This is a genomic window from Streptomyces sp. HUAS MS02 (genome assembly GCF_055702265.1).
In genome coordinates, this window is the sequence record NZ_CM146747.1 from 5,477,772 (window position 1) to 5,503,264 (window position 25,493).

The 25,493-nt window shown below is 72.4% G+C and carries 22 protein-coding genes; 14 read left to right on the plus strand and 8 right to left on the minus strand.

Annotation, left to right across the window (positions count from 1 at the left end; genetic code table 11):
* The first annotated feature begins 117 nt into the window (after window positions 1–117).
* Entirely contained in the window at window positions 118–1,857 is a 1,740-nt protein-coding gene (locus ACZ9QC_RS23670) for a hypothetical protein (protein WP_472914946.1), read from the plus strand.
* Window positions 1,858–2,329: 472 nt separating this feature from the next.
* Here ACZ9QC_RS23670 and ACZ9QC_RS23675 read toward each other — a convergent pair whose 3' ends face one another.
* Complete coding sequence (locus ACZ9QC_RS23675) at window positions 2,330–3,634, minus strand: ABC transporter substrate-binding protein (RefSeq protein ID WP_472914947.1); 1,305 nt, start codon at window positions 3,632–3,634, stop codon at window positions 2,330–2,332.
* A 128-nt stretch (window positions 3,635–3,762) separates the two neighbouring features.
* On the opposite strand from ACZ9QC_RS23675, the gene ACZ9QC_RS23680 reads away from it, so the two are divergent.
* Together ACZ9QC_RS23680 and purU are read left to right on the plus strand one after the other, a co-directional pair.
* A complete protein-coding gene (locus tag ACZ9QC_RS23680; RefSeq protein WP_215456258.1) occupies window positions 3,763–4,263 on the plus strand; it encodes an SCO4402 family protein in 501 nt (166 codons plus the stop codon).
* Between the two features lie 69 nt (window positions 4,264–4,332).
* Window positions 4,333–5,214, plus strand: coding sequence for a formyltetrahydrofolate deformylase (gene purU / locus ACZ9QC_RS23685; RefSeq protein ID WP_472914948.1), 882 nt, complete (start codon window positions 4,333–4,335; stop codon window positions 5,212–5,214).
* A gap of 108 nt (window positions 5,215–5,322) precedes the next feature.
* Here the strand turns inward: purU and ACZ9QC_RS23690 are convergent, their stop codons facing one another.
* Together ACZ9QC_RS23690 and ACZ9QC_RS23695 are read right to left on the minus strand one after the other, a co-directional pair.
* On the minus strand, window positions 5,323–6,936 hold the full coding sequence (locus ACZ9QC_RS23690; RefSeq protein ID WP_472914949.1) for an MDMPI N domain containing protein: 1,614 nt from the start codon (window positions 6,934–6,936) through the stop codon (window positions 5,323–5,325).
* Window positions 6,937–7,262: 326 nt separating this feature from the next.
* Window positions 7,263–7,844, minus strand: coding sequence for a sigma-70 family RNA polymerase sigma factor (locus ACZ9QC_RS23695; RefSeq protein WP_472914950.1), 582 nt, complete (start codon window positions 7,842–7,844; stop codon window positions 7,263–7,265).
* 515 nt (window positions 7,845–8,359) lie between these two features.
* On the opposite strand from ACZ9QC_RS23695, the gene ACZ9QC_RS23700 reads away from it, so the two are divergent.
* On the plus strand, window positions 8,360–8,767 hold the full coding sequence (locus tag ACZ9QC_RS23700; RefSeq protein ID WP_472921779.1) for an STAS domain-containing protein: 408 nt from the start codon (window positions 8,360–8,362) through the stop codon (window positions 8,765–8,767).
* A gap of 190 nt (window positions 8,768–8,957) precedes the next feature.
* Window positions 8,958–9,470, plus strand: coding sequence for an EF-hand domain-containing protein (locus tag ACZ9QC_RS23705; RefSeq protein ID WP_472914951.1), 513 nt, complete (start codon window positions 8,958–8,960; stop codon window positions 9,468–9,470).
* A 31-nt stretch (window positions 9,471–9,501) separates the two neighbouring features.
* Here ACZ9QC_RS23705 and ACZ9QC_RS23710 read toward each other — a convergent pair whose 3' ends face one another.
* Complete coding sequence (locus tag ACZ9QC_RS23710; RefSeq protein ID WP_472914952.1) at window positions 9,502–11,055, minus strand: class I adenylate-forming enzyme family protein; 1,554 nt, start codon at window positions 11,053–11,055, stop codon at window positions 9,502–9,504.
* A 150-nt stretch (window positions 11,056–11,205) separates the two neighbouring features.
* On the opposite strand from ACZ9QC_RS23710, the gene ACZ9QC_RS23715 reads away from it, so the two are divergent.
* From ACZ9QC_RS23715 to ACZ9QC_RS23730, 4 genes are all read left to right on the plus strand, one after another.
* A complete protein-coding gene (locus ACZ9QC_RS23715; protein WP_472914953.1) occupies window positions 11,206–12,417 on the plus strand; it encodes an amidohydrolase family protein in 1,212 nt (403 codons plus the stop codon).
* A gap of 11 nt (window positions 12,418–12,428) precedes the next feature.
* On the plus strand, window positions 12,429–13,559 hold the full coding sequence (locus ACZ9QC_RS23720) for an acyl-CoA dehydrogenase family protein (RefSeq protein WP_472914954.1): 1,131 nt from the start codon (window positions 12,429–12,431) through the stop codon (window positions 13,557–13,559).
* 141 nt (window positions 13,560–13,700) lie between these two features.
* Window positions 13,701–14,588 carry an acyl-CoA dehydrogenase family protein gene (locus ACZ9QC_RS23725; protein ID WP_472914955.1) on the plus strand — a complete coding sequence of 296 codons (888 nt, stop codon included), beginning with the start codon at window positions 13,701–13,703 and terminating at the stop codon, window positions 14,586–14,588.
* Between the two features lie 514 nt (window positions 14,589–15,102).
* Window positions 15,103–15,678: an ATP-binding protein gene (locus ACZ9QC_RS23730; RefSeq protein ID WP_472914956.1), complete on the plus strand. Its 576-nt coding sequence runs from the start codon at window positions 15,103–15,105 to the stop codon at window positions 15,676–15,678.
* Between the two features lie 528 nt (window positions 15,679–16,206).
* Here ACZ9QC_RS23730 and ACZ9QC_RS23735 read toward each other — a convergent pair.
* Window positions 16,207–17,148, minus strand: a complete 942-nt coding sequence (locus tag ACZ9QC_RS23735) for a cyclase family protein (protein WP_472914957.1) — start codon at window positions 17,146–17,148, stop codon at window positions 16,207–16,209.
* A 197-nt stretch (window positions 17,149–17,345) separates the two neighbouring features.
* On the opposite strand from ACZ9QC_RS23735, the gene ACZ9QC_RS23740 reads away from it, so the two are divergent.
* The 3 genes from ACZ9QC_RS23740 to ACZ9QC_RS23750 all read left to right on the plus strand — a co-directional run bounded on the left by ACZ9QC_RS23740 (window position 17,346) and on the right by ACZ9QC_RS23750 (window position 20,666).
* Window positions 17,346–18,257 carry an SDR family NAD(P)-dependent oxidoreductase gene (locus tag ACZ9QC_RS23740; protein ID WP_472914958.1) on the plus strand — a complete coding sequence of 304 codons (912 nt, stop codon included), beginning with the start codon at window positions 17,346–17,348 and terminating at the stop codon, window positions 18,255–18,257.
* A 183-nt stretch (window positions 18,258–18,440) separates the two neighbouring features.
* Entirely contained in the window at window positions 18,441–19,595 is a 1,155-nt protein-coding gene (locus ACZ9QC_RS23745) for an acyl-CoA dehydrogenase family protein (protein WP_472914959.1), read from the plus strand.
* A 21-nt stretch (window positions 19,596–19,616) separates the two neighbouring features.
* On the plus strand, window positions 19,617–20,666 hold the full coding sequence (locus ACZ9QC_RS23750; protein WP_472914960.1) for a Zn-dependent alcohol dehydrogenase: 1,050 nt from the start codon (window positions 19,617–19,619) through the stop codon (window positions 20,664–20,666).
* On the opposite strand, the gene ACZ9QC_RS23755 is transcribed toward ACZ9QC_RS23750, so the two are convergent.
* Entirely contained in the window at window positions 20,656–21,717 is a 1,062-nt protein-coding gene (locus ACZ9QC_RS23755; protein ID WP_472914961.1) for a GlxA family transcriptional regulator, read from the minus strand. The genes ACZ9QC_RS23750 and ACZ9QC_RS23755 overlap by 11 nt on opposite strands.
* A gap of 71 nt (window positions 21,718–21,788) precedes the next feature.
* Here ACZ9QC_RS23755 and ACZ9QC_RS23760 point away from each other — a divergent pair, with 71 nt between their 5' ends.
* A complete protein-coding gene (locus ACZ9QC_RS23760; RefSeq protein WP_472914962.1) occupies window positions 21,789–23,195 on the plus strand; it encodes an MFS transporter in 1,407 nt (468 codons plus the stop codon).
* A gap of 174 nt (window positions 23,196–23,369) precedes the next feature.
* Window positions 23,370–23,831, plus strand: a complete 462-nt coding sequence (locus tag ACZ9QC_RS23765; RefSeq protein ID WP_472914963.1) for a hypothetical protein — start codon at window positions 23,370–23,372, stop codon at window positions 23,829–23,831.
* On the opposite strand, the gene ACZ9QC_RS23770 is transcribed toward ACZ9QC_RS23765, so the two are convergent.
* Both ACZ9QC_RS23770 and ACZ9QC_RS23775 read right to left on the minus strand, forming a co-directional pair.
* Window positions 23,828–24,562, minus strand: a complete 735-nt coding sequence (locus ACZ9QC_RS23770) for a flavin reductase family protein (RefSeq protein WP_472914964.1) — start codon at window positions 24,560–24,562, stop codon at window positions 23,828–23,830. The two genes, ACZ9QC_RS23765 and ACZ9QC_RS23770, sit on opposite strands and share 4 nt — an antisense overlap.
* Before the next feature lie 65 nt (window positions 24,563–24,627).
* Window positions 24,628–25,455, minus strand: a complete 828-nt coding sequence (locus tag ACZ9QC_RS23775) for an enoyl-CoA hydratase/isomerase family protein (protein WP_472914965.1) — start codon at window positions 25,453–25,455, stop codon at window positions 24,628–24,630.
* Between the last annotated feature and the right edge of the window lie 38 nt (window positions 25,456–25,493).

Genomic DNA, 25,493 nt, shown 5'->3' on the forward strand with positions numbered 1-25,493 from the left:
GCCCCTCGGCAGGGCGGCGAAGCCGTCCTGCTCGGGCGCGGGTGGTGCGTGGGGTGTCGTTCGGACCCGGTAGCGTGAGTCGACGATTCCACAAGTCCCCCATTCGTAGGAGTCTCGGTGACGCAGAGTGGACAGGGCGAGGAGCCCTCGGCGCGGACCGCGCGCGAAGGCATCGTGCTGCCCTCGGACGGTGGGGCGCCGCTCCACCCGAGAGATCTGCCGCCGGCCCCGCTGCCGCCTGCCCCGGTTCGGCCGTGGGACCAGCAGCGGCAGTGGGGCTCCGAGGAGACCCCGGCGCCGTCCGCCCAGCCGCAGGCCGACCATTGGAACAGTGCGCCCCCCGCGCCGGAGTGGGGAGCGCACGGGGCGCAGGACGCGTACGGCACGGCGGGTGGACACGCCGGGTACGGCGCCCAGGGGGCGTACGCGCCCCAGGGTGACGCGGCCGGTCAGGCGTACGGGGCCTACGACGCCCCGGCCGCTCAGGGCTACGGCACCCAGGGTGGGATGCCGCTGCCTCCCGAGGGGGCGCCAGGGGCGGCCTACGGGGGCGCGGGGTATGGCGGGGCGGGGACGGGTGCGCCGTTGCCGCCGGTCGCGGGAGAGGTGGCCGTGCCGTCCGCCGGGGCGGCGCCCCAGGCACAGCAGCCGCAGCAGCAGCCGCAGAGCGCGCCGCTGCCGCCCGTGGACGAGGGGGCGACCCAGTACATCCCGTTCGTGCCGGCGGCCGGGGCCATGCCGGGGGACGAGGCTGCGACGCAGTTCATACCGCCGGTGGTCGCCCAGGCGCCCGCAGCCGAGGCCGCCACGCAGTTCCTGCCGCCGGTCGGGCCGGGCGCGCTGCCGCCGGAGGCGTCGGGGGACGCGACGGCGTATCTCGGGCGGGTCCCGGACCACGGCACCGGGCATCCGGACGAGGCGGCGACGCAGTACATACCGCCGGTGGCCGCGCAGACGCAGCCGCGCGCCCGGTCGTACGGCGCGCCGGGTTCGCAGCAGGGTCAGCAGCAGCCGGACGTGTTCGACAGCCTCTTCCGGAACGAGCCGGGGGCCGGTGGCGCCCCCGGGTCCACCCAGCAACTGCCGAAGATCGACCCCGGTCATGCCCCGCAGCCGCCGCGGGGTCCGGGCGGCCACGGCGGACCCGGCGGTCACGGAGGCCACGGAGGCCATGGTGGGCATGCCGGGCGGGCCTCCCAGAGGCGAGAGAGCGGGGGCGGCGGGGGCGGTCGTACGAGATCGCGGGTGCCGTTGATCGCGCTCGTCGGTGTGGGGATCGCGGTGCTCGGGATCGGGGCGGGCGCGCTGATGGCCGGGTCCGGGGACGACTCGTCGCCGAGCGACAACAGGCCGGTGTCGGCGTCCGGGGCGCCCGAGGAGTCGGCGTCCTCGTCGGCGGATCCGGCGCGGGAGCAGGCGGTCGCGCTCGACAAGCTGCTGGCGGACAGCGGCGACAGCCGGAGCAGCGTGATCAAGGCGGTCGCGAACATCAAGACCTGCTCCAACCTGGGCCAGGCCGCCACGGACCTGCGGGACGCGGCGAAGCAGCGCAACGACCTGGTCACCCGGCTCGGTGAGCTGCCCGTCGACCGGCTGCCGGACCACGAGGCCCTGACCACCTCGCTGACCAACGCCTGGAAGGCGTCCGCCTCCGCGGACAACCACTACGCCGCGTGGGCGGACCAGACCGCCAGGAAGAAGGGCTGCAAGAAGGGTCAGGCCCGCACCACCGGCCAGACCCAGGCCGGCAACCAGGCCAGTGCCACGGCCAGCGCCGAGAAGACCAAGGCCGCCGAACTCTGGAACAAGATCGCCAAAACCTACACCCTGACCGAACGCCAGGCGGTCCAACTGTAGAAGCCCGGCCCCGGGGCTGCTTGCCGACGGCACCCCGGGTCCCTTGGCGGCCGCACTCCGGGCCCCTTTGCCAGCCGCGCACCTGGGGTCTTTCGCCCGTCCCATCCCGGGCCCTTGGCCGGCCGCGCCCGGGGCCCTTCGCTGGCTGTACCCGGGGCCTCTTGCCAGCTGTACCTGGGGCCTTTCGCCGGTCGCCCGGGCCCTTGGCCAGCCGCACCCTGGGCCCTTGGCCGGTCGCACCCGGGGCCTTTTGCCGGCCGCGCCGGGCCTTTCGTCCGTCCCATCCCGGGCCCTTGGCCGGCCGCACCCGGGGCCTCTTGCCGGCCGCACCCCGGGGCCCTTCGCCGACCGCGCCCGGGGCCTCCCGCCGGTCGCACCCGGGGGCTTTTTGCCCGTGACGCCCGGGGCCCCGTCCGTCACCCCCGGGGGCGTTCGTCGGTCGTGACTCGATCGCGTGACTTCGGCGGTGCGGTCAGTTTGCTGCCTCCACCAGGGTCTTCTCCACGTTCACGAAGTCCCTTCGGGCCGCGATCAGTTGGCCCTTGCGGACGATCTGGAAGGTGACTTCGGGGTTGATGAGGCGGGGGAAGCCGGCGGAGGCGATGAGGTCCTCGAAGCGCCAGCTGAGCGGCGGGGTCAGGCCGCCGGTGCCGACCTTCAGACCGTCGTCGAGGACGCGCCGGATCGCCTGCGCGGTCACCTCTCCGTCACCGATCTTCCGGAGGACGGCCGTCAGCACGGTGTACGCGATCCACGTGGTCTGCACCCCCGGGTCCGCGGGATCGATCCGGTTGTCGCCGAACGCGTGCTCCCGGATCACCTCCTTCATCCGGTCCCACCGCTTGTCGCTCTCCACCGGGTACCAGCCGGTGACGTACGCCCCCTCGTACGGCCCCGACTTCCCCCCGGTCGCGTCGATCACCGTCTGGTCGACGCTGCCCAGGACCGTCCCCGTACGGACGTCCGGGAAGTCCGCGCGGTCGCGGCGGAAGGAGTCCATGAAGGTGAAGGTGCGGTCGCCCAGGGCGGGGACCACGCACCCCTCCGTGCCCGGCTCGGTGCTGGCCCGCCGCAGCGCCTCCCGGGCGTGCCCCCCGTACTCGGTCGCGTCCTCGGCGGCCAGCTGGTCCTCCGACGCGCCGTGGCCGCCGGACCGCAGTCCCGAGTTCAGCAGCAGCGGCAGCTGGTCGCCGGCTATCGAGTCGGGGCGGACGAGGGCGACCGGGCCGCAGTCCTCGGCGAGCTGCTCGCCGAGGCCGGCCATCAGGGAGGCCTGTCCGCCGTTGACCGGGTACGACAGGGCGCTGGCGAACTCGGCGTCGGTGACGCCGTAGCCGCCGATGTACGGGATGCCCGCCGACTCCAGCGGAGTGAGGAAGGAACGGCCGTGCTGACTGTACGATCCGACGACCGCGACGACGTCCTCGTCGGCGGCGCGGCGGGCGCACTTCGCGGCCGTCACCGTCTCGTTCCGGTCGTTGCAGGTCAGGATCCGCAGCTCGCGGCCGTTGATGCCGCCGTTGGCATTGACCCAGCGGGCGTACGCCTTGGCCATCGCGGGCATGCCGGGCTTGTTGGTGGCGGCGGTTTTCTCGGGGGCCCAGGTCATGACGGTGACGGGGCCGTCCCCGGTATCCCCCGTGGTACCGGGGACGACCCCGCACCCGGCGACGAGTGAGGCACACGCCGCCAGCGTGGTGGCTCTGACCAGGCGTGTGGCAAGGCTTGGGGGAGGGCCTGGGATCTGTGGTGTCCGTTGTGCCTGGAAGCCAGTCATGGCTCTGCACGATTCCGCCACACCACCAACCGGGGCGTGACGGACGGTCAACGTGAGGTGACCGGGGGGTGAATTGCGAGGAGCTACGATCGTATTTTCGAGTGGTTTCAGAGAGGAATGCGTGATCGATGACCGTCCAAGGCCCGGAGACCCCTTCCCGTCGTGGGCGTCGCTCGTTCACCATGGGCGGCATGCCACTGAATGACATGCCGTGGTGGCGCTGGCGCAGCAATGTGCGCTCCGCGCTGCACATGCTCTCCGACCCCGCGTTCCAGCAGAACGTCTGGCTGGCCGGTGCCGACGGGTACGGGGACGTCACCGACGCCGTGTACCGCCTGGTCGAGGACACCTGGCTGGACAACTGGTCCGCCGAGAAGTACGTCGGCACGATCTTCCGTGACGCCCAGGAGGCGGCCCTCGTCGACACCGCCGTGCTGCGCGTGCTGCGGATCATGCACCAGGTGGGTCCGGACGCGCCCGTCTCCGCGTACCTCGACCACGAGGCCTGGCCCGAGGCCGTCCGCGCCGCCCGCGAGGCCCACGTACGGCTCTCGATGAGCGACGGCGAGGACCCGGACACACCGCCGCGCACGCTCGAAGTGCTGCGGATCATGACCAGGGCGGCGTAGGGGGCCGTCCGCGGTCCGGCCCTCGGGACGGTTGCCGACGGGGGTACGCCATATGGGACCCTGTCGGGCATGAACGAGCAGTCCACCCGAGCCGCGGCGCCCGCCGACCAGTACGTCCTCACCCTCGCCTGCCCCGACAAGCCGGGCATCGTGCACGCCGTGTCGAGCTACCTCTTCATGACCGGCGGGAACATCGAGGACAGCCAGCAGTTCGGCGACCACGACACGGGTCTGTTCTTCATGCGCGTCCACTTCTCGGCGGACGCCCCGGTGAACGTGGACAAGCTGCGGGCCAGCTTCGCCGCGATCGGTGACTCCTTCCAGATGGACTGGCAGATCAACCTGGCCGACGAGAAGATGCGGATCGTCCTGATGGTCAGCAGGTTCGGGCACTGCCTGAACGACCTGCTCTTCCGGGCGAGCACGGGCGCGCTGCCCGTGGAGGTGGCGGCCGTCGTCTCCAACCACACCGACTTCGCCGAGCTGGTGGGGTCGTACGACATCCCCTTCCACCACATCCCGGTGACCAAGGAGACCAAGGCGGACGCGGAGGCGCGGCTGCTGGAGATCGTGCGCGACGAGAACGTCGAGCTGGTCGTGCTGGCCCGCTACATGCAGGTCCTCTCCGACGACCTCTGCAAGCAGCTCAGCGGGCGCATCATCAACATCCACCACTCCTTCCTGCCGAGCTTCAAGGGCGCGAAGCCGTACCACCAGGCGCACACGCGCGGGGTGAAGCTGATCGGCGCGACGGCGCACTATGTCACCGCCGACCTCGACGAGGGGCCGATCATCGAGCAGGAGGTCGAGCGGGTGGGCCACGGCGTGACGCCCGAGGGGCTCGTCGCGGTCGGGCGTGACGTGGAGTGCCAGGCGCTCGCGCGGGCGGTCAAGTGGCACGCCGAGCGGCGCATCCTGATGAACGGGCGCCGGACGGTCGTCTTCGCCTGAAGCCGGGCGGATGAGTGCGAGCCCGGGCCCGCCGACGCGCTCTACCCGGGTTCCCCGTGGACGTGAGCCGCGGTGAGCGGCGGATCCGGTACGCGGACCCCGGGTCCCTCACATACGGCTCAGGGCCGCCGCCGCGAAGAGCACGTCCCTGATCGCCTCCCGGTCGCCGCCCTGTCCGGCGGCCGCCTCCTCCGGAGGTACGTGCCCGGCGGCGAGCCGGCAGAACTCGACGCCGTCCAGGGCCACGTGGGCCACTTCGTGGTCGGCGGAACCGAGGGCCGCGGGGGAGTCGAGCGGGATCAGCCACTCCCCACCGCCGGAGCCCTCGATCTCCAGGCGGAGGCTGCGGCCGGGGGTGCCGGCCGGTACCAGGTGGCGGCCGGGCGGGGGCGGGGACGCGAGCCCGGTCCTGCGGCGCTCGGCCAGCGACGCGGGCAGCATGCGGGCCGCCAGGTCGATCATGCCGTGCAGATGGCGGCCGGAGGGCGGCTCGTACGGGTAGTCCACGGCCTCCGCGATGTCCTCCGCGTGAATCCAGCACTCGAACGCCCGATCGAGCATCGCGTCCTGGAGGGGAAGCTCGAAGCCGCCGTACGGGACGGTCAGGCGGCCTGACGTGCCTGAGGCGCCTGAGTTGCCGGGGGTGCCGGAGCCGTCGGGGTCGTCGCCGCCCGTGAACGAGGTGGTGCGGACGATGTCGTGGCTCTGTTGCCGCCAGGGGGCGCGCAGGGCGCGGGTGGGCGGGAAGTGGGACGCCTTCCAGTACGCCTCGGTGCGAGCCGCCGGGGAGAGGGCGACGGCGGACTCGCCGGGGCCCGGTTCGAGCCCGTCGTCCGGTCCGAGCGCCGCGAGCGGATCGTCCAGGCCGAGCGCCGCGGCGACGAGCCCGTCGACGGTGAGCAGGTGCGCGATGACCCCGGCGACGGTCGTACGACGGTTCACCGGGCCCGCGCCCTCGAACCAGCGCAGCCGGACGGGGGCGTGCCAGTCGGCGGCGCCGATGTCCTGGAGCAGGGCGTCCAGCCGGGCCGTCTCCGCGTCGTACGGGGCGGCCCAGCGGGGGACGGGGATACGAGGTGGGCGGCGGCGCAGGCAGGCGTCCAGTACCTGGGTGCGCAGGGCCGGGTCGAGGTCCAGGCTCTCCGGCGGGTGCAACAGCCCCACGGCCTCCCGCAGCCGCCGGGCCTCGTCGGCGCAGCCTCCGCACACCCCGAGATGCTCCTCCACCGCCAGCGCCTCATCGGCGGAGCACACCGCGAGGGCCCAGGCCCCGAGCAACGCCTTCAGCACCCGGTGCTCCAGCACGAGGGGAGGGCGGGAGCCGGGGGCCCCGGAAGAACCGGGCGGCACGGGGGTACCGGGGAGAGGGGAAGCCGGCGGAGGCGCTGCCGGGGTGGGGTGCGGCGTTGCGTCGGGCCGTGGGGGCGTCTCCGGGGTGGGGTTCGGCACGGCGTCGGGCAGAGGCATTCCGGTGTCCTCCACGGAGGTGCGCGGCAGCGGTATGCGGGGCGGCCCCACCGGCTCACCACCGCCATCCTGAGGCCCACGCGGCTCGCCCGGCTCCCCGGGCCCGCCCGGTTCGCCCGGCTGGCTCGGTCCGGCTGCCTCACCCGGCCTGCCTGAGCCGTCCGGGCCGTCCGGCTCGCCTGAGCCGTGGGACTCGCCCGGCTCGCCCGGTCCGCTCGGCTCCCCCGGTCCGTCCGACCCGCTCGGGCCGCCCATGCCGCTCGCCATGGTCGGTTCGCCGCGGCCGGTTCCGGGGCCCTCGCCAAGCTCGTTGCCAGCCCTCTCCGAGAGTCCTTCCTCGGGTCCGTTCCTGAACCCTTCCGCGGGCCCTTCCCCGGGTCCGTTCCTGAACCCTTCCGCGGGCCCCTCCTCGAATCCGTCCTCGTCCCGCTCGTCGGGGCCGGTTCGGCCGGCCGGACGGCTTCCGTGGTCGGAGGCGGGTCGTGCGGTCGGGTCGGCGGAACCCGGCCCGGTCGGGCGGGGCGGGGTGGGGGTTCCCCCGTTCTCCGGCTCGGGCGGTTCGTGCGGGCTCGGTGTGGTGGTCATGTGCGGGGCCCGGGTTCGGGTGGGGTGCCGGAGGGGCGGGTGTCGTGGGCGGTGGAGAGGAGCTGGAGGCCGAGGCGGAGGCGGCGTCGGGCCTCGTCCTCGGTGACGCCCAGGTCGGTGGCGGTCTGGCGGTAGTCACGGCGCTGGAAATAGGCCAGTTCCAGCGCGGCCCGCAGCGGGGCGGGCATGGCCTGCACGATGTAGTCCGCGCGGGCCGCCACCGACGCCTGGTGGACCTTGCGTTCCAGGTCCTCCGCCGTGCCCTCGCCGCCCCGGGCGAGCGCGGCGGTCTCGTCGGCCCGCAGCCGCTGGACCGCCAGCCGGTGGGTCAGCGCCGCCACCCAGGACCGCAGCGGCCCCTGCTTGGGGTCGTACGCCTCGGGGTTCTCCCAGAGCCGCAGGAACACCTCGCGCGTGATGCCGTCGGCGCCCCGCTCGTCGCCGAGGACACGGTGGGCCAGCCCGTGCACGAGGGACGCGAACCGGTCGTACAGCTCACCGAGCGCCGCCGCCTCGCCCCGCGCCAGCCGCTGCTGCATCTTGCGGTCCCAGCGGGGCGGTGCGTCCATCGTCGCCATACAGCCCCTCACCCTGCTCTCACCTGCGCCGTTCCTGATGACCGCCCGGTCCGCTGTCGGTCGGCCGTCGGCTGCCCTCCGACCCGATTCCAGCCTGTGCGCACCGCCGTCCCGAATGTAGTCGGCACCGCTGACCGCGCACGCCCCTTTATGGCAATGCGCGCCCCTCGCGGGGCCGGAGGTGGTATGCACCTCACGGGTAAGCCGTTTCCACACCGCCCACGTGGGCGTCCGCCCGCCTTCCGTATGCCTGTACGACCATATGAGGTGCCTGATCTGCACGAATCCAACCGAGCTGGGCCCGTCTGAGTCCAGATCGGATCGATCCTGAAGCCATTCGTGATCAAAGTTCGATCACATGCGACCGTACTCGATGGAAAACGCACCGAAAAGGGCCTGGAATTGGCTCGCTTACCCCGCGCTTTCGCCGGGCCCTCGGTGTTTCATGGAACGACGGCGGGGCAGCCGCGCAGCAGGAAGCGGTGCAGTGGCTTCCGGTTCGGCGACTGAGAGGCATCGCGGTGGCGTTCGAAGTGACCGACGGCGAGCAAGGCGAATGGGCCGTACTGCATGTGTCCGGGGAGATGGACCTGGTCACCTCGCCCGTGCTCCGTCAGCGGGTGCACGAGGCGGTGGCCGACGGCCGCCGAAGTCTCGTCCTCGACCTCTCCGCCGTCGTCTTCTGCGACTCCAGCGGCGTGGGCGTACTGGTCGCCACCCGCCGTCTGATGCGCTCCTGCCGGGGACGGCTCCGGCTGATCCTCCCCGCCGACGGCCGCGCGGGCGGCGGCCCGGCGGAAGGGGCGCACGTCAACCGCGTCCTCGACGCCCTCGGCGTCCGCCGTCTCTTCGACGTCCATCCGGACGTCCCCTCGGCGGTCGCGCCGGACGCGGACGACCGGGCCGACCCCCTGTCGGCCTGACCCCGCACCCCTCCCATGAGCAGTACGTACGTGTGATATGTCCCACTTGGGGTGTCTCGGCGGCCACACAGTTGTCCCGGAATTCCCGCAGTCTTGGTACAAGCGCCGCTTTCCGCTCCGCCCGGGCTTCTGACGTCGTACGCTCCGTCCGAGAAGCACCCCACTTGACGTAAGGCGGGCCCGAGGAGACATGGTCAGCAGCGAGTACGAGCGCAGGATCGCCGCCCGGTTCGCCACCTTCGACCAGGACGGCAACGGCTGGATCGACCGCGAGGACTTCAGCGCGGCGAGCAAGGCGGTTCTCAACGAGTTCGGCACCACCGCCCGTTCGGACAAGGGCCAGGCCCTGTACGGCGGCGCCGAGGCCTTCTGGCAGGGCATGGCCGGCATAGCGGACCGGGACGGCGACCAGCGCATCACCCAGGACGAGTTCGTGAACGGCGCGGTCAAGCGGCTGCGCGACAACCCCGGCCGTTTCGCCGAGATCGCCCGCCCCTTCCTGCACGCGGCCCTCGCCGTCGCGGACGCCGACGGGGACGGCAAGGCCACGGTCGAGGAGACCGCCCGGGTCCTCAAGGCCCTCGGTGCCCCTGAGGAGGTCGCCGCCGCGGCCGCCGCCACCCTCGACACCGACGCCGACGGCAAGGTGGACGAGGTGGAGGTCGTCGACGCCTTCGCCCGCTACTTCACCGTGCCGGAGTAGGCGGGCGGCCGAGAGCGGCCGGCGTCGGCGGTCATGAATAGCGTTCGCGCAGCTTGTACTTGAGCACCTTCCGCAGGGTCTCGTTGCGCGGGAGGGCGTCCACCAGCTCCAGTCGCTCCGGCAGTTTGTGGACGGACAGCCCTTCCGCGCGCAGCCAGCCCGTGACGTCCGGCAGCGTCAGCGCATCGGCTCCCGGCGGCTGTTCGACGACCGCGCACACCCGTTCCCCGCGCTCCGCGTCCGGCAGCCCGATCACCGCCACGTCCTGGACGGCCGGATGCCGGTGCAGCAGGTCCTCGACCTCCTTGGCCGAGATGTTCTCGCCCTTGCGGATGATGACGTCCTTGAGGCGGCCGGTCAGCACCAGATGGCCGCTGTCGGTGAGATGCCCGAGGTCGCCGGTGACGAAGAACCCGTCCGCGTCGAAGGCCGCCGCCGACTGCGCCGGGTCCAGGTACCCCTGGCAGACGGCCTCCCCGCGCAGCCGCACCTCCCCGTCCGGCGCGATCCGGATCTCCATCCCCTCCGGCGGCCGCCCCTCCGTCGTCGCCAGGTTCTCCGCCGAGTCGTCCGGCGCCCCCATCGTGATCATCGGCACCTCGGTCATGCCGTACCCATGGGTGAGCTGGACGCCCATCTCCCGCACGACCGCGTGGTAGAGCTCGGGCGGCTTGGGGGCGCCGCCGCCCGCGAGCAGCCGCAGGGAGGGAATCAGCGGTTCGCCCGGCTGCTTGCGCTGCTCGGTCAGGAACATCGAGTAGAACGCCGTCGACCCGCCCGCCACCGTCACCCCGTGCTTGCGGTACGCCTCCAGCGCGGCCGGCAGCGCGAAGTGCTCGAACAGCACGGCCGGGAAGCCGTAGAGCAGGAGCATCACCATGTAGTCGGGGCCGCCTATGTGCGCGTACGGGAAGGCGATCGAGCCCACGTCGGCCGCGCCGAGCCGCAGGGCGTGGGCGAGGCAGGAGCCGCCCGCGATCAGTGAACGGTCCGTGTGCAGGACGCCCTTGGGGTCGGAGGTGGTGCCCGAGGTCCAGTAGATCCAGCGGACGGAGGTGCCGTCGGCGGGTGGGGCGGGCAGCGTCGCGGGGTCCCCGTCCGGGAGGCGGTCGTACGCCTCGAAGATCCCGCGCGCCTCCAGCCGTCGGGCCATCTCCGTGTGGTCGAAGCCCCGCCACTCGCCCGGGACCGCGAAGAACTCCGCCCGGGACTCCCGGAGCGCGAAACCGACCTCGCGGTCGCGGTAGAAGGGGATGACCGGCGACTGGACGGCGCCGAGGCGGGCCAGGGCGAAGGAGAGCAGGACCGTCTCGATCCGGGTGGGCAGCTGCCAGGCGACGACCGTGCCGGGACGTACGCCCCGGTCGTACAGCCCGGCCGCCACCCGCTCGGCGCCGGACCGCAGTTCGCCGAAGGTCAGAGTGCGGTCGTCCTGGAGGAGCACGGGCCGGTCGGGGGTGAGGCCGGCGCGGCGGTCGAGGAGTTCCCAGAGGGTGCCGGACCCGCTGAGTACGTGGGCGGTATCGGCGGCCTCGGTCGCCTCGGTCGCCTCGCTCACATCGGTCACATCGGGCGCATCGGTCACGGAGGGCCCCCTGCCGCATTCAACTGACGATGTGTCAGATCGTGGGCAGAGCGTAGGGCCGGGCGCCTTGTCGGTCCAGAGGTGCGCCACTAGCCTGCTGGAGAGGACCTAGCTGACGGTCCGTCAGAAATGGCTCGCTGGAGGGGACCCATGACCGAACTGCCCCGCATCATCAGCGTCGACGACCATGTGATCGAGCCCGCGCACCTCTTCGAGACCTGGCTGCCGGAGAAGTACCGCGACCGGGGCCCCAAGCCCCTCACCGCCGGAATCGGTGAGCTCGCGTACGTCGGGGGCAAGTACCAGATCACGATGGACCCGGACGGACCGCCGACCGACTGGTGGATCTACGAGGACCTCAAGTTCCCGTACAAACGGAACATCGCGGCCGTCGGGTTCGACCGGGACGAGATGACGCTGGAGGGGATCACCCGCGCGGAGATGCGGCGCGGCTGCTGGGACCCGAAGGCGCGGCTGGCGGACATGGACCTCAACCACGTCGAGGGCTCGCTCTGCTTTCCGACCTTCCCGCGCTTCTGCGGCCAGACCTTCGCCGAGGCGCACGACAAGGAGGTCGCCCTGGCCTGCGTCCGCGCCTACAACGACTGGATGGTCGAGGAGTGGTGCGGCGACAGCGGCGGCCGGCTGATCCCGCTCTGTCTGATCCCCCTGTGGGACATCGACCTCGCGGTCGAGGAGATCGAACGGAACGCCGCCCGGGGCGTCCGGGCCGTCACCTTCTCCGAGATCCCCACCTACCTCGGCCTGCCCTCCATCCACTCCGGCTACTGGGACCCCTTCTTCGCGGCCTGCCAGGACACCGGCACGGTCGTCAACATGCACATCGGCTCCAGCTCCCAGATGCCGGCCGCCTCCCCCGACGCGCCCCCCGCCGTCCAGGCCTCGCTCTCCTTCAACAACGCGATGGCCTCGATGATGGACTTCCTCTTCAGCGGGGTCCTGGTGAAGTTCCCGACCCTCAAACTCGCCTACAGCGAGGGTCAGATGGGCTGGATCCCGTACGCCCTGGAGCGCGCCGACGACGTCTGGGAGGAGCACCGCGCCTGGGGCGGGGTGCGCGACCTGATCCCCGAACCGCCGTCGACGTACTACTACCGGCAGATGTTCTGCTGCTTCTTCCGCGACAAGCACGGGGTCGCCTCGCTGGACGTCGTGGGCCGGGACAACGCGACCTTCGAGACCGACTACCCGCATGTCGACTCGACCTTCCCGCACACCAAGGAGGTCGCCCTCGACCACGTCAAGGGCCTCGACGACGAGACGGTCTACAAGCTCATGCGCGGCAACGCGATCCGCATGCTCGACCTCGACTTCGACCGCGACCGCGGCCTCGGCACGTAGGGCCCCGGCCGATGGATCTCGCGTACAGCCCGGAGGAGGAGGCGTTCCGGGCGCGGCTGCGGGAGTGGCTGGCGAAGACGCTCCCCTCGCTGCCGCCGAAGCCGTCGCCCGACGACTGGCCGGGGCGGCGCGCCTACGACCTCGGCTGGCAGCGGACGCTGTACGACGCCGGGTACGCCGACGTCCACTGGGACGCCTCGCCGACCATCCGGCTGATCTTCCTGGAGGAGACCGAGAGGGCGGGTGCCCCGTACGTGGGCGCGGGGTTCGTCGGGCTGCTGCACGCCGGCCCCACCATCGCCGCCGAGGGCACCGCCGAACAGCGGGCGCGCTGGCTGCCGCCGATCCTGCGGGGCGAGGAGGTGTGGTGCCAGGGGTTCAGCGAACCGGACGCCGGGTCCGACCTCGCGGCGCTCCGGACGCGCGCGCGCAGGGAGGGCGACGAGTACGTCGTCAGCGGGTCCAAGATCTGGACCTCGCACGCCGAGGTCGCCGACTGGTGCGAGCTGCTGGTGCGGACGGACGGGCAGGCGCCGAAACACCGGGGCATCTCCTGGCTGGCGATGCCGATGGACGCGCCCGGAGTGACCGTACGGCCGCTGCGCACCCTCGCCGGTTCCACGGAGTTCGCCGAGGTGTTCCTCGACGAGGTGCGGGTGCCGGTCGCCAACCGGGTGGGCGCGGAGAACGACGGCTGGCGGGTGACCATGGTGACGCTGTCGTTCGAGCGGGGCACGGCGTTCGTGGGTGAAGTGGTCGCCTGCCGACGGGTGTTGGGGGAGGTCGCGAGACAGGCGCGGGCGAACGGGGTCTGGGACGACGCGGGTGTGCGGCGGCGGCTCGGGCGGTTGCACGCGGAGTTCCGGGCGCTGTGGCGGCTCACCCAGTGGAACGTCAGCGAGGGGGAGGCCTCCGGCGGGGTGCCGGGGGTGGGGGGCTCGGTGTTCAAGCTGCGGTATTCGCGGGCTCGGCAGGAGTTGTACGAGGCGGCTGCGGAGGTGTTGGGGGCGGGTGCGCTCGATCTGGGGTGTGGGTGGGTTCTCGACCGGCTGAGTTCGTTGTCGTACACGATCGCCGCGGGGACGTCGGAGATTCAGCGGAACATCGTGGGGGAGCGGATCTTGGGGTTGCCGAAGGGGTGAGGTGGGACGAGGGCGCCTAGTGGGCTGGGGGCTGGGGTGGGCTGGCGGGTGCTGGTTCGGTGGGGGTTCTCGCGCAGTTCCCCGCGCCCCTGGAAGCGGCGCGTGTCGCACTGCTCGGCGTTGGAGAGGGGCTGTGGGCTTGTGCGGTTTCGACTGACCGAGGATCAGCGGGTGTTGAAGAGCGGCTTCCGGGAGGTGCTGGCCCGGCGCTTCGGGGCGGAGGAGTTGCGGGCCGCCGTCGACGGGGGTGGCGGGCTGGACCGGGGGCTGTGGCGGGAGTTGGGGGAGGTGGGGTTGTTCTCCCTGCGGCTGGCCGAGGACGAGGGCGGGGTCGGGCTCGGGGTGCCGGAGGCCGTGTTGGTGTTCGAGGAGGCGGGGCGCGCACTGCTGCCCGGGCCGCTCGTGGCCACCCATCTCGCGGCGGGCGTGGTGCCGGGCGCGGCGACGGGGGAGACCGTGGTGACCGCTGTCGGGGGTGGCGGTCTGGTGGAGTGGCTGGACGAGGCCGATGCGGTGACCGGCGACGCGGCCGGGGCCGTACCGCTGCGATCGGTGGACCCGTTGACGCCGTTGCACCGGGTGCCGGGGGGCCGTTCCGCCGTCCGCCCTGATGATCTGTTCGTACTGCTCACCGCCGCCGAGCAGGTGGGCACGGCCGTGCGGGCCTGCGAGGCCGCCGTGGAACACGCCCGGACCCGGGAGCAGTTCGGGCGGCCGGTCGGCGCCTTCCAGGCGGTCAAGCACCTCTGCGCCGAACTGCTGGTCCGGGTGGAGGTCGCGCGGGTGGCGGTGTACGCGGCGGCCGTGACCCTGGACCCGGTCGACATAGCGGCGGCCCGGCTGCTGGCCGACGAGGCGGCGGTGCGCGGCGCCCGCGACTCCCTTCAGGTCCACGGTGGTTCGGGGTTCACCTGGGAGGCCGACGTACACCTGTGTCTGAAGCGTGCGTGGGTGCGGGCGGAACGTGGCGGATCAATTACGGAGAGTGAGGAGATGTTGGCGGGAGAACTGCTGAGCGACGCGAGTTGAGCGCGCTGACCAGGGCGGGAAGGGGAATGCGTGGCAGTCGCCCGGTCGAATGTCGCGGAACGTGGCATACCGGAATTACCGAGCGTCGATATCGTGTTGTGTCCTAGGCGTGACTTGTCACGGCCTGGAGTCGGAGTTCCGCTCCGGTACCTTCTGGTGGATGCGAGTGGTTCCGAGGTCGAGCCGAGCCGGTGTTGCCCCTGTGGCGGCCCCGGATCCGGCGGTGCCCGGCGCTCGTGAAGTGGGCCGGAGTCTCGACGCCCCGGTCTGTTCGACTCCCCGCGGCGAGCGTCGCACAGTATGCCGTATGCGTACTCCTTCGCGCTGGAATATGCCCGAAGCGCTTGTTGGGGTGACTGTACGTCAACCATGCTGTCCTGTAAGGGGATCACGTTCCGTGATCCCGGTGCCGATGGTGTCGACGGCGGTGGCGTCGGCCAGGCAGCAGATGACCACGATCGTGGCCCCAGAGGGGCGTGCGGCGATGTGTCCGCCGGTTCGGATGGTGTGAGCGGTGCAGGTGCTTCAAGTGCAGCTGGAGATCCGGCCCGACCCCGCAGAGGTGGGTCGCGCACGGAGATGGGCCCGTGCACGGCTCTCCGGGTCCGGTATAGGGGACGACGAACCGCTCGCCGAGACGCTGATCCTCCTCGTCTCCGAGCTGGTCACCAACGCGGTCGTGCACACCGGGCGTCCGGCGGTGCTGCGGCTGCTGCTGTCCGGCCTCCGTGACGGCATGATCGGCAAGGTCCGCCTGGAGGTCGTCGACGGCAGCGCGTGTCCGCCGGCCCCGCGGTGCGCCGACGGGGACGAGACGGGCGGGCGCGGCCTCGCCCTCGTCGACGTCCTCGCGGACCGCTGGGGCTGGAGCCACGAGGGCGTCGGCAAACGGATCTGGTGCGAACTGGACCGGGTGGTGCCGGGGGCTTCGGGGGCGGCGAGCGGTGTGGGCGCCTCGGGCTTCGGAAGCGGTGGAGGCGTGGCGACGACTCCCGCGGTCTATCCGGCGTGCAGCGCGGCCACGGGTGTGGCGGCGGTGGCCCGGGAGAGCCTGGCGGTGCGCGAGGGGTTGGCGTACGAGGCGGTGTAGGCCGGGGCGAGGAGGCAAGGAGCAGGGGCCGAAGCCCCTGCTTTCAGGGGACGAAACCTCTGCTTCCAAGGGGCGCGGGGAACTGCGCGATCAGCCGCATGTCACCTGGGGTCGCGCGGCGAGGCGCACTCCCGAGTCAACAGGCGCACTCGGTCACCCACATGTGCGCCGCACACGCCTGCGCGTGAGCGCGCTGCGTTGGTCGGCCCCCGGCGGTAGCCGAACCGTGCGCCGGGACGTGCTCCCGTACGCACCGCCGCTACGCCGGTTCCACGCGGCCGAGCCCCCAACGGGTGTTGACGCGCCATGTCCGTTTGATCACGCTTGTGTTCAGCGATTCGCCGCGAGGGGACGACGAGGGTCACGGTCACGGAGGCCCTCGACGAGTGTGGGTCGTGATTCGGCACCGGCTCACCGCAGGGCCCGGGGAACAAGGGCGGGTACGCCGAAGCCGGATGGCGGCGCGCGGTGCCGTGCTCGGGGCGGGCGGCGCGCCGCCAGTCGGCCTGCGCGCCCGCGGGAGGCGGTCTACAGGATGGCGATCGGCGCCACCGGTGTGCCCGTCGCCCCGACGAACGGCTCCGGCATCGCCGAGAGCAGGAAGTCGTACCGCCCTGCTTGTCCACAGGCTGTGGACAACTCCTCCAGGTTCCAGTTCTGGCCCTGCGGCATCCCCATCTCGACCAGGTCGAGCGCGTGCACCGGCAGCCACAGGTCCTCGACCTCCGGAGGGAAGATCTCGAACGTCAGGGTGTCATTGGCGACGGCCGCCACATCACGCGCGTGGAACCACTCGGGGGTGCGCAACGACAGCCCCGGCGACGGGAACGCGTACGCGTGCTTGTCCCCGGCGAGATAGGACCGGATCTGCCCGGTGCGGACCAGCACGATGTCGCCCGCGCGGACCCGGGTGCCCGCCAACTCCTCGGCGGCGTCCAGGTCTTCCGGGGTGACGGCGTGGCCGCCGGGCAGCCGGTCGTCGGCCAGCCCCAGGGCGCGCGGAACGTCCAGCAGGACGCCGCGCGAGACGATGTGCCGCGCCTTGTCGATACCGGCGAAAGCCGCGCCGCCGTGCGGGGTGATCGTGTCCGCGGGACGGCCGTTGTAGATCCGGCCCGAGTGCGAGACATGGGTGAGCGCGTCCCAGTGGGTCGCCGACTGGAGCCCCATGGTCACCGCGTCGTCGCTGCACGCGACCGTGCCCGGACCGAAGATCTCCTGGTTGATCTGCACCATCGCGTGCAGCGGGTTCACCCGGCCCGGCATCATCCCCGTCTGCACGCCGTCCTGCTGCAGGGGCAGCGCGAGCGGCACGCGGCGACCGGAGCGCACCGAGGCGGCGGCCTGCCGGACGACCTCGTCGGTGATCAGGTTGAGGGTGCCGATCTCGTCGTCCGCCCCCCAACGCCCCCAGTTGTTCACGCGCTTGGCGATGTCCGTGAACGCGGCGAACTCCGTGGGCGATGACATCGGGCCTCCCCGGGGGCTTGTGGTGGCGTATCCGGCGGGTCGTAGAATCGCCGTACGAGCAAATCTAACGACCCGTCAGATAACAGTGCATCAGATGTGCGCGACATCGGGTAGCGGTCCGGCAGGCAGCGATTCGGTGATCGGTGGTCCGGCGAGCAGTGGTTCGCCGGGGGACGTGATGAGGGGAAGGGCTCGGGGTGGGACATTTCCTGGCAGACAAGGTCGTCGCCGTCACCGGAGCGGGGCGGGGGATCGGCCGGGCGGTCGCCCTCGGCGCCGCCGCCGAGGGAGCGCGCGTCGTCGTCAACGACTACGGCGTCTCCGTCGACGGCTCCGAACCCACCAGCTCCGTCGCCGAGGCCGTCGTCAAGGAGATCGAGGCGGCCGGGGGCGAGGCGGTCGCCGTCGCCGACGACATCTCCACCATGGCCGGCGGGCAGCGCGTCGTGGACACGGCGGTCGAGACGTACGGACGGATCGACGGGGTCGTGTGCGTCGCCGGGATCCTGCGGGAGCGGATGCTGTTCAACATGGCCGAGGAGGAGTGGGATCCGGTGATCGCCACGCACCTCAAGGGCACCTTCACCGTGTTCCGGGCCGCGTCCGCCGTCATGCGCAAGCAACGGGCCGGGACCCTGATCGGGTTCACCAGCGGCAACCACCAGGGGTCCGTCTCGCAGGCCAACTACAGCGCGGCCAAGGGCGGGATCATCTCGCTGGTACGCAGCGCCGCGCTTGGCCTGCACCGGTACGGGGTGACCGCGAACGCGGTGGCGCCAGTTGCGCGTACGCGGATGTCGGCGGGGGTGCCGATGGAGCTCACCGAGATCGGCGAGCCGGAGGAGGTGGCCGCGTTCGTGGTGTATCTGCTGTCCGAGCGGGCCCGGGAGGCGGGGATCACCGGGCAGGTGTACACGGTCGCCGGGCCGAAGATCGCGGTGTGGGCGCAGCCGCGGGAGTTGCGCGCCGCGTACGCCGAAGGGGGCTGGACGCCGGAGCGGATCGCGGAGTTCCTGCCGGGGGCGGTGGGGGTGGATCCGATGCCGATGCTGGAGCGGGTGGAGGGGATGGCTCGTGCGGCGGCGGATGGGGCGCGGCCGAACGCGTGAGGGGGTGGGGGTGCCTGTGCGTCGGCGGGTACGGGTGCGTCGTGGTTGCTCGCGCAGTTCCCCGCGCCCCTGAAAAGCCGGGGCTGCGCCCCGTGCCTTTCGGCCCGCCGCCGGTCGCCGCACGCGACGGCACACGGTCATCAGCTCGGCGGTCATCCGCTTGGCGGTCATCTTGGAGGCGGCATGGACTTCGGGTTCAGTGATGAGGACGAGGCCTTCCGGGCGGACGCGCGGGCCTGGTTGGGGGCGCACGCCGGGGTGCGCGTGGAGCGGCGGGTCTGGGAGCGGACGCTCGGTGCCGCCGGGTGGGTCGGGCTCGGCTGGAGCGAGGGCGGGTACGGGAACCGGACGGCCACGCTCGTCCAACAGGTGGTGTGGGCCGAGGAGTACGCGCGGGCGGACGTACCAGCCCGCTCCGGTCACATCGGGGAGAAACTGCTCGCGCCGACGCTGATCGCGTTCGGGAGCGAGGAACAGAAGCGGCGGTTCCTGCCGGCGATCGCGCGCGGCGACGAACTCTGGTGCCAGGGGTACAGCGAGCCCGGCGCCGGGTCCGACCTCGCCGGTGTGCGGACGAAGGCGGAGCGCGCGGGGGACGGGTCGTACCGGATCACCGGGCAGAAGATCTGGACCTCGCTCGCCCACGAGGCCGACTGGTGCTTCGTGCTGGCCCGGACCGAGGCGGGCTCCGAGCGGCACCACGGGCTGTCGTTGCTGCTCGTGCCGATGGACCAGCCGGGGCGGATCGAGGTGCGGCCCATCCGGCAGATGACCGGGACGAGCGAGTTCAACGAGGTGTTCTTCGACGGGGCGCACGCCCGCGCGGAGCATGTCGTCGGGGGCGACGGGAACGGCTGGCGGGTCGCCATGGGCCTGCTCGGCTTCGAACGCGGGGTGTCGACACTCGCTCAACAGATCGGGTTCGAGCAGGAGTTGGGCAGCGTCGTGCGGGCCGCCGTGGACAGCGGGGCGGTGGACGACGCCGTCGTACGCGATCGACTCGTGCGGCAGTGGGCTGAGTTGAAGACCATGCGGTGGAACGCCCTGCGCACGCTCGGCGGGGCGGAGGGCGGCGCGGAGCCGGGCGCGCCGAGCGTGGCCAAGCTGCTGTGGGGGCGGTGGCACCGGCGGCTCGGGGAGCTGGCGATGGAGGTGCGGGGCGCGGAGGCGGCCGTCGGACCACGGGAGTGGTCGGCGGCGGAGCCGTACGCACTGGACCCGTCGCAGCAGTTGTTCCTGTTCAGCCGGGCCGACACCATCTACGGCGGTTCGGACGAGGTGCAGCGCACGATCATCGCCGAGCGGGTGCTCGGTCTGCCGAGGGAGCCGAGAGGCTGAGAACACCGAAGGGTGGAGGCCATGCGCGGAGTGGTGTTCGACGGGAAGCGGGCCGAGGTCGTCGACGATCTGGCCGTGCGCGAGCCGGGGCCCGGTGAGGTGCGGGTCGCGATCACGGCCGCCGGCCTCTGCCACAGCGATCTGTCGGTGGTGGACGGGACCATTCCGTTCCCTGTTCCCGTGGTGCTCGGGCACGAGGGCGCCGGGGTCGTCGCGGAGGTGGGGGCGGGGGTCCGGCACGTCCGGCCCGGGGACCACGTCGCCCTGTCCACCCTCGCCAACTGCGGGGCCTGCGCCGACTGCGACCGAGGGCGGCCGACCATGTGCCGGCGGGCGATCGGGCGGCCCACGCGGCCGTTCTCGCGGGGCGGGCGGGAGGTCTTCCAGTTCGCCGCGAACTCAGCCTTCGCGGAGCAGACGGTGGTCAAGGCCGTGCAGGCCGTACGGATACCGGAGGACATCCCCTTGACCTCCGCCGCGCTGATCGGGTGCGGGGTGCTGACCGGGGTGGGGGCCGTGCTCAACCGGGCCAAAGTCGACCGGGGGGACAGTGTCGTCGTCATCGGGACCGGCGGGATCGGGCTCAACGTGGTGCAGGGCGCGCGGATCGCGGGAGCCACGCGGATCGTCGCCGTGGACGCGAATCCGGAGAAGGAGGCGGTGGCGCGGCGGTTCGGCGCCACGCACTTCCTGACGTCCGTGGACGGGGTGCGGGACATCCTCCCCACCGGCGCCGACCACGCGTTCGAGTGCGTCGGCCGGGTCGACCTCATCCGCCAGGCCGTCGACCTGTTGGACCGGCACGGGCAGGCGATCCTGCTCGGGGTGCCGGCCGCGACCGCCGAGGCGTCCTTCCTCGTCTCCTCCCTCTACCTGGACAAGTCGATCCTGGGCTGCCGCTACGGATCGTCGCGGCCGCAGCGGGACATCGCCCTCTACGCCGACCTGTACCGGGAGGGGCGCCTGCTCCTGGACGAACTGGTCACGGCCACCTATCCGGTGGAGGACTTCGCGAAGGCGGCGGAGGACGCGGGGGAGGGGCGGGTGGCCCGGGCGGTGCTCACGTTCTGAGGGGCTTGGGTGCGCTGGAAATTGTGGTTTCGGCGGTCGCGGTGGTTGCGGTGGCTTCGGCGGTGGCGGGGGCGGTCGCGGTGGCGCGGAACGTCCGCCGGTACGCCGTCGGGGTCACTCCCAGCGCCCCTTGCAGGTGCTGCCGCATGGACTGGGCAGTGCCGAAGCCCGCGTCATGGGCGATCTGGTCGATGGTGAGGTCGGTGGATTCCAGGAGGTGGCGGGCGCGTTCGACGCGCTGCTGGGTGAGCCACTGGCCCGGGCTGACACCGACCTCCTCGCGGAAGCGGCGGGTGAACGTGCGTACGGACATGGACTCCCGCGCGGCCATGTCCCGGAGCTGGATCGGTTCGTGGAGCCGCCCCAGGGCCCACGCGCGGGCGGCGGTCGTGGTCGCGCTCTGCGGCTCGGGCAGCGGGCGCTGGATGTACTGGGCCTGACCGCCGTCCCGGTGCGGTGGCACGACCGTGCGCCGGGCCACGTCGTTGGCGACGGCGGTGCCGTGGTCGCGGCGTACGAGATGCAGGCACAGGTCGATCCCGGCCGCGACGCCCGCCGAGGTGAGGACGTCGCCGTCGTCGACGAAGAGGACGTCCGCGTCGACCCGTACCTTCGGGAAGAGCCGCTGGAAGTGCTCCGCGTGGTACCAGTGCGTGGTCGCCGGGCGGCCGTCGAGGAATCCGGCCGCGGCGAGGACGTAGCCGCCGGTGCAGATGGAGACCAGCCGGGTGCCGGGGCGGACGTGGGCGAGGGCGGCGGCCAGTTCGGGGGTGAGGACGCCCTCCTCGTAGACGGGGCCGAGTTCGTACGCGGCGGGTACGACGACCGTGTCGGCGGTGGCGAGGGCCTCCGGGCCGTTCGGGACGAGGACCGCGAAGTCGGCGTCCGTCTCCACCGGGCCGGGCGGCCGGATCGAGCAGGTGACGATCTCGTACAGCGGCCGTCCCGCCGCGTCCCGCGCCTTGCCGAAGATGCGCTGCGGGATGCCGAGCTCGAAGGGGAGCAGACCGTCGAGGGCGAGCACGACGACGCGGTGCGGGGCGGTGGGCATGGCCCGATCCTAGCGAATGCTGTCCTTTCGGCCACTCGTCCGGGATGACCGCAGGTCGGAAGCTTGACGGCATGACCCAGACAGCCGACGAGGCGGACTCCCGAGCCGCAGCCGACTCCCCTACGGCCGCTGAGCCCCGTGCCGCCGCCGACTCCCGATCCGACGCGGGTGCTGATGATGGAACGGGTACGGGAACGGGAGCCGGAGCCGCTGCCCGGCCGGGCCGGATCCACCGGGCCTGGTTCGTCGCCGCCGTCACCTTCGTGACGATCATCGGCGCGGCGGCCTTCCGTTCGCTGCCGGGGCTGCTGATCGATCCGCTGCACGCGGAGTTCGACTGGTCACGGGGCACGATCGCGTCGGCCGTCTCGATCAACCTCGCGCTGTACGGGCTGACGGCCCCCTTCGCCGCCGCGCTGATGGACCGCTTCGGCATCCGACGGGTCGTCGCGGCGGCGTTGACGGTGATCGCGGTCGGGGCCGGTGCCACGGTGTGGATGACCTCGGCCTGGCAGTTGATGCTCTGCTGGGGGCTGCTGGTGGGGCTGGGGTCCGGCTCGATGGCGCTGGCGTTCGCGGCGACCGTGACCGACCGCTGGTTCACCGAACGGCGGGGTCTGGTCTCGGGCATCCTGACCGCGGCCTCGGCGTCCGGGCAGCTGATCTTCCTGCCGCTGCTGTCGTGGATCGTCTCCGAGCGCGGCTGGCGGCCCGCCTCCGTGACCGTGGCGCTCGCCGCGCTGGCCGTCGTGCCCTTCGTCTGGCTGCTGCTGCGCGACCATCCGGCGGACGTGGGGCTGAAGCCGTACGGGGCGCGGGAGTTCGTGCCGAAGCCGGGGCCTGTGCACGGGGCCGCGCGGCGGGCGGTACGGGTGCTGTCGTCGGCGATGCGGACGGGGCCGTTCTGGCTGCTGGCCGGCACGTTCGCGATCTGCGGTGCGTCGACCAACGGCCTCATCCAGACGCACTTCGTGCCCGCCGCCCACGACCACGGCATGCCGATCACGGCGGCGGCCTCGCTGCTGGCGGTCATCGGGGTCTTCGACGTCCTCGGCACGATCGCCTCGGGCTGGTTCACGGACCGCTTCGACTCACGGCGGCTGCTGGCGGTGTACTACGCGTTCCGGGGCGTCTCGCTGCTCTTCCTCCCGATGCTGCTGGCGCCCGAGGTCCATCTCCCGATGGTCTTCTTCATCGTCTTCTACGGCCTCGACTGGGTGGCCACCGTGCCGCCCACCATGGCGCTGTGCCGCGAGCACTACGGCGAGGACAGCGCCATCGTCTTCGGCTGGGTCCTGGCCTCGCACCAGGTCGGCGCGGCCCTCGTCGCCTTCCTCGGCGGCCTCGCCCGCGACGTCTTCGGCGGGTACGACGTGGTCTGGTACGCCTCGGGCGCGCTGTGCGCGGCGGCGGCCCTGATGGCGCTGGTGATCCGGCGAGGACCGGTGGGGCGGACGGGGGTGCCGGTGGGGGCCTGAGGTGCCGGGCGGACGCGGCCGGGAAACCGTGCGGCGCAACGGATTCGGCCGTGGCAGCCTCCCTGTAAGTGGGGAGGGGTGCTGGTGATGTTCAAGGCGGGGACAGCCGGGGTGCCGGACGAGGACGGGGGCGAGAGAGGGGCTCGCGCGGGCGCGGCGCCGTCCGCTGTGTCCATGGCAGTACTGGGCGCGGAGGGCGGGCTGTCGTGCGCGGTCCTTCTTCTGGTCGGACTCGACTCGGGGCGGGCGCCCGCAGCGTCCTTAGGGCTGTTGCTGCTCTCCCCGCTGCTGCTCCTCCTGATTCTTTTCGCTGCCGCCCTCATGAGCGTGGCGTACGTGCTCCCGGCCGTGGCGCTCGCGCACTGGACGGCGCGGCAGCTCACCGGCAGGGTCGCGTGGTGGTGGATCCCGCCCGCCTGCAGCCTCTGGGTGCTGCCCGGCCTGGCCGTACCGTCCTGGCTGCTCCCCGGCCTTGTGCTGTACGCGGCGGCCCTGCCTCCGGCCATGGTCACCCACCACACCCTTGTACGCGCCGACAGGGGCCGCCCGGTGCAACCCTGCGCGGCGATCATCCTCTGGGGCACGCTGGCCACTCTGTGTCTGCTGCTCGTGGGCGGGGCGGTGTCGGCGGCCTAGTCGAGCGTCAAGCCGCCGAATCGGCCCCGGTGGAACAGCAGCGGTGGTGTCGCTTCGGTGTCGGTGCCCAGGGACTCCACGCGGCCCACCACGATCAGGTGGTCGCCGCCCGGGTGCACGGCCTGGATCGTGCAGTCGATCCAGGCGGGGGCGCCGGTGAGGCGGGGGGAGCCCGTCGCGGGGGCCGGGGTGTGGTCGACGTCGGCGAACTTGTCCGCGCCGCTCACCGCGAACCGCCGGCACAACTCGCCCTGGTCCGCGCCGAGTATGTTCACGCAGAACACGCCCGCGCGGGCGATCCGGGGCCAGGTCGTCGACGTACGGCCGACCATGAAGACGACGAGGGGCGGGTCGAGGGAGAGCGCGGAGAAGGACTGGCAGGCGAAGCCGGCGGGGAGGTCGGAGGGTTGACCGTGGAGGTCGCCGTCGGCGTGCGCGCCGGTGCGCTCACCGGGACGCGTGCCGGTGCGTTCACCGGGGCGCGCGGCGGGGGCGTCGGCCGGTGGGGTTCCCGGGGCCGTGATCACCGTGACGCCCGTCGCGAAGTGGCCCAGGACGCGGCGGAACTCGGCCTGGTCGACCGGTGCCCGCTCGTGCTCGCCGACGCAGCGCAGGTCCGGGCGGGGCAGGGCGTCGACGACCGGGGGCGCGTGCGCCGCCCCACGGACCCTGTCCGCCGGGGCCGCTCTCAGATAGCGGACGGCGGCTGCCGCCATTCCCGCGTGTCCCATCACGTGAGTCATTAGAGCTGACGGCCCGTCAGAAGTGAAGGCTCATGCCGACGCGGCCTCAGCCGTCAGCGGCCCTCGAAACGCGGTGTCCGTCGATCCACGAAGCTCGCTACGCCCTCCTGGGCGTCGGCCGTCGTCATGTTGATCTCCTGCGCGGCGGCCTCGGCGGCGAAGGCGGTGGCGCGGTCGGTGTCGAGGGAGGTGTTGACCAGGTGCTTGGTCGAAGCCAGGGCCCGGGTCGGGCCGGCGGCCAGGCGTTCCGCCCACGCGCGGGCCGTCTTCTCCAGGTCCTCGGCGGGGACGACACGGTTGACGAGGCCGAGGCGCTCCGCCTCGGCGGCGGACAGGGCGTCGCCGAAGAACATCAGCTCCTTCGCCCGCCGCGGGCCGATGAGCCGGGGGAGCAGATACGCGCCGCCGCCGTCGGGGACCAGCCCGCGCCGGACGAACACCTCGATGAAACGGGCCTCTTCGGCCGCCAGGACCAGGTCGCAGGCGAAAGCGAGGTGCGCGCCGATACCGGCCGCGGTGCCGTTCACCGCCGCGATCACCGGCTTCTCGCAGTCGAGTACGGCCGCGATCAGGCGCTGGGCGCCGAGCCGGATGACGCGCGCCACGTCACCGGGCACCCGCTCCCCGCCGTCCGTCGCCGAGCCCCGCAGGTCCGCGCCCGCGCAGAAGCCGCGGCCCGTGGCCGTGATCACCACCGCGCGCACGGTGTGGTCGGCGGAGGCCTCGCGGAGGAGCCGGATGAGGTGTTCTCGCTGGTCGGGGGTGATGGCGTTCATCGCCTCGGGGCGGTTGAGCGTGATCCACGAGACGGCGTTGTCAGTGGCGTGCCGTATCAATGAGTCACGGGATTTTTCGGGATGTTCAAGGGGGGAAGCGGACATGTGGGTGCTCCGATTCTTACGGGGAGTGATCGTTCTCC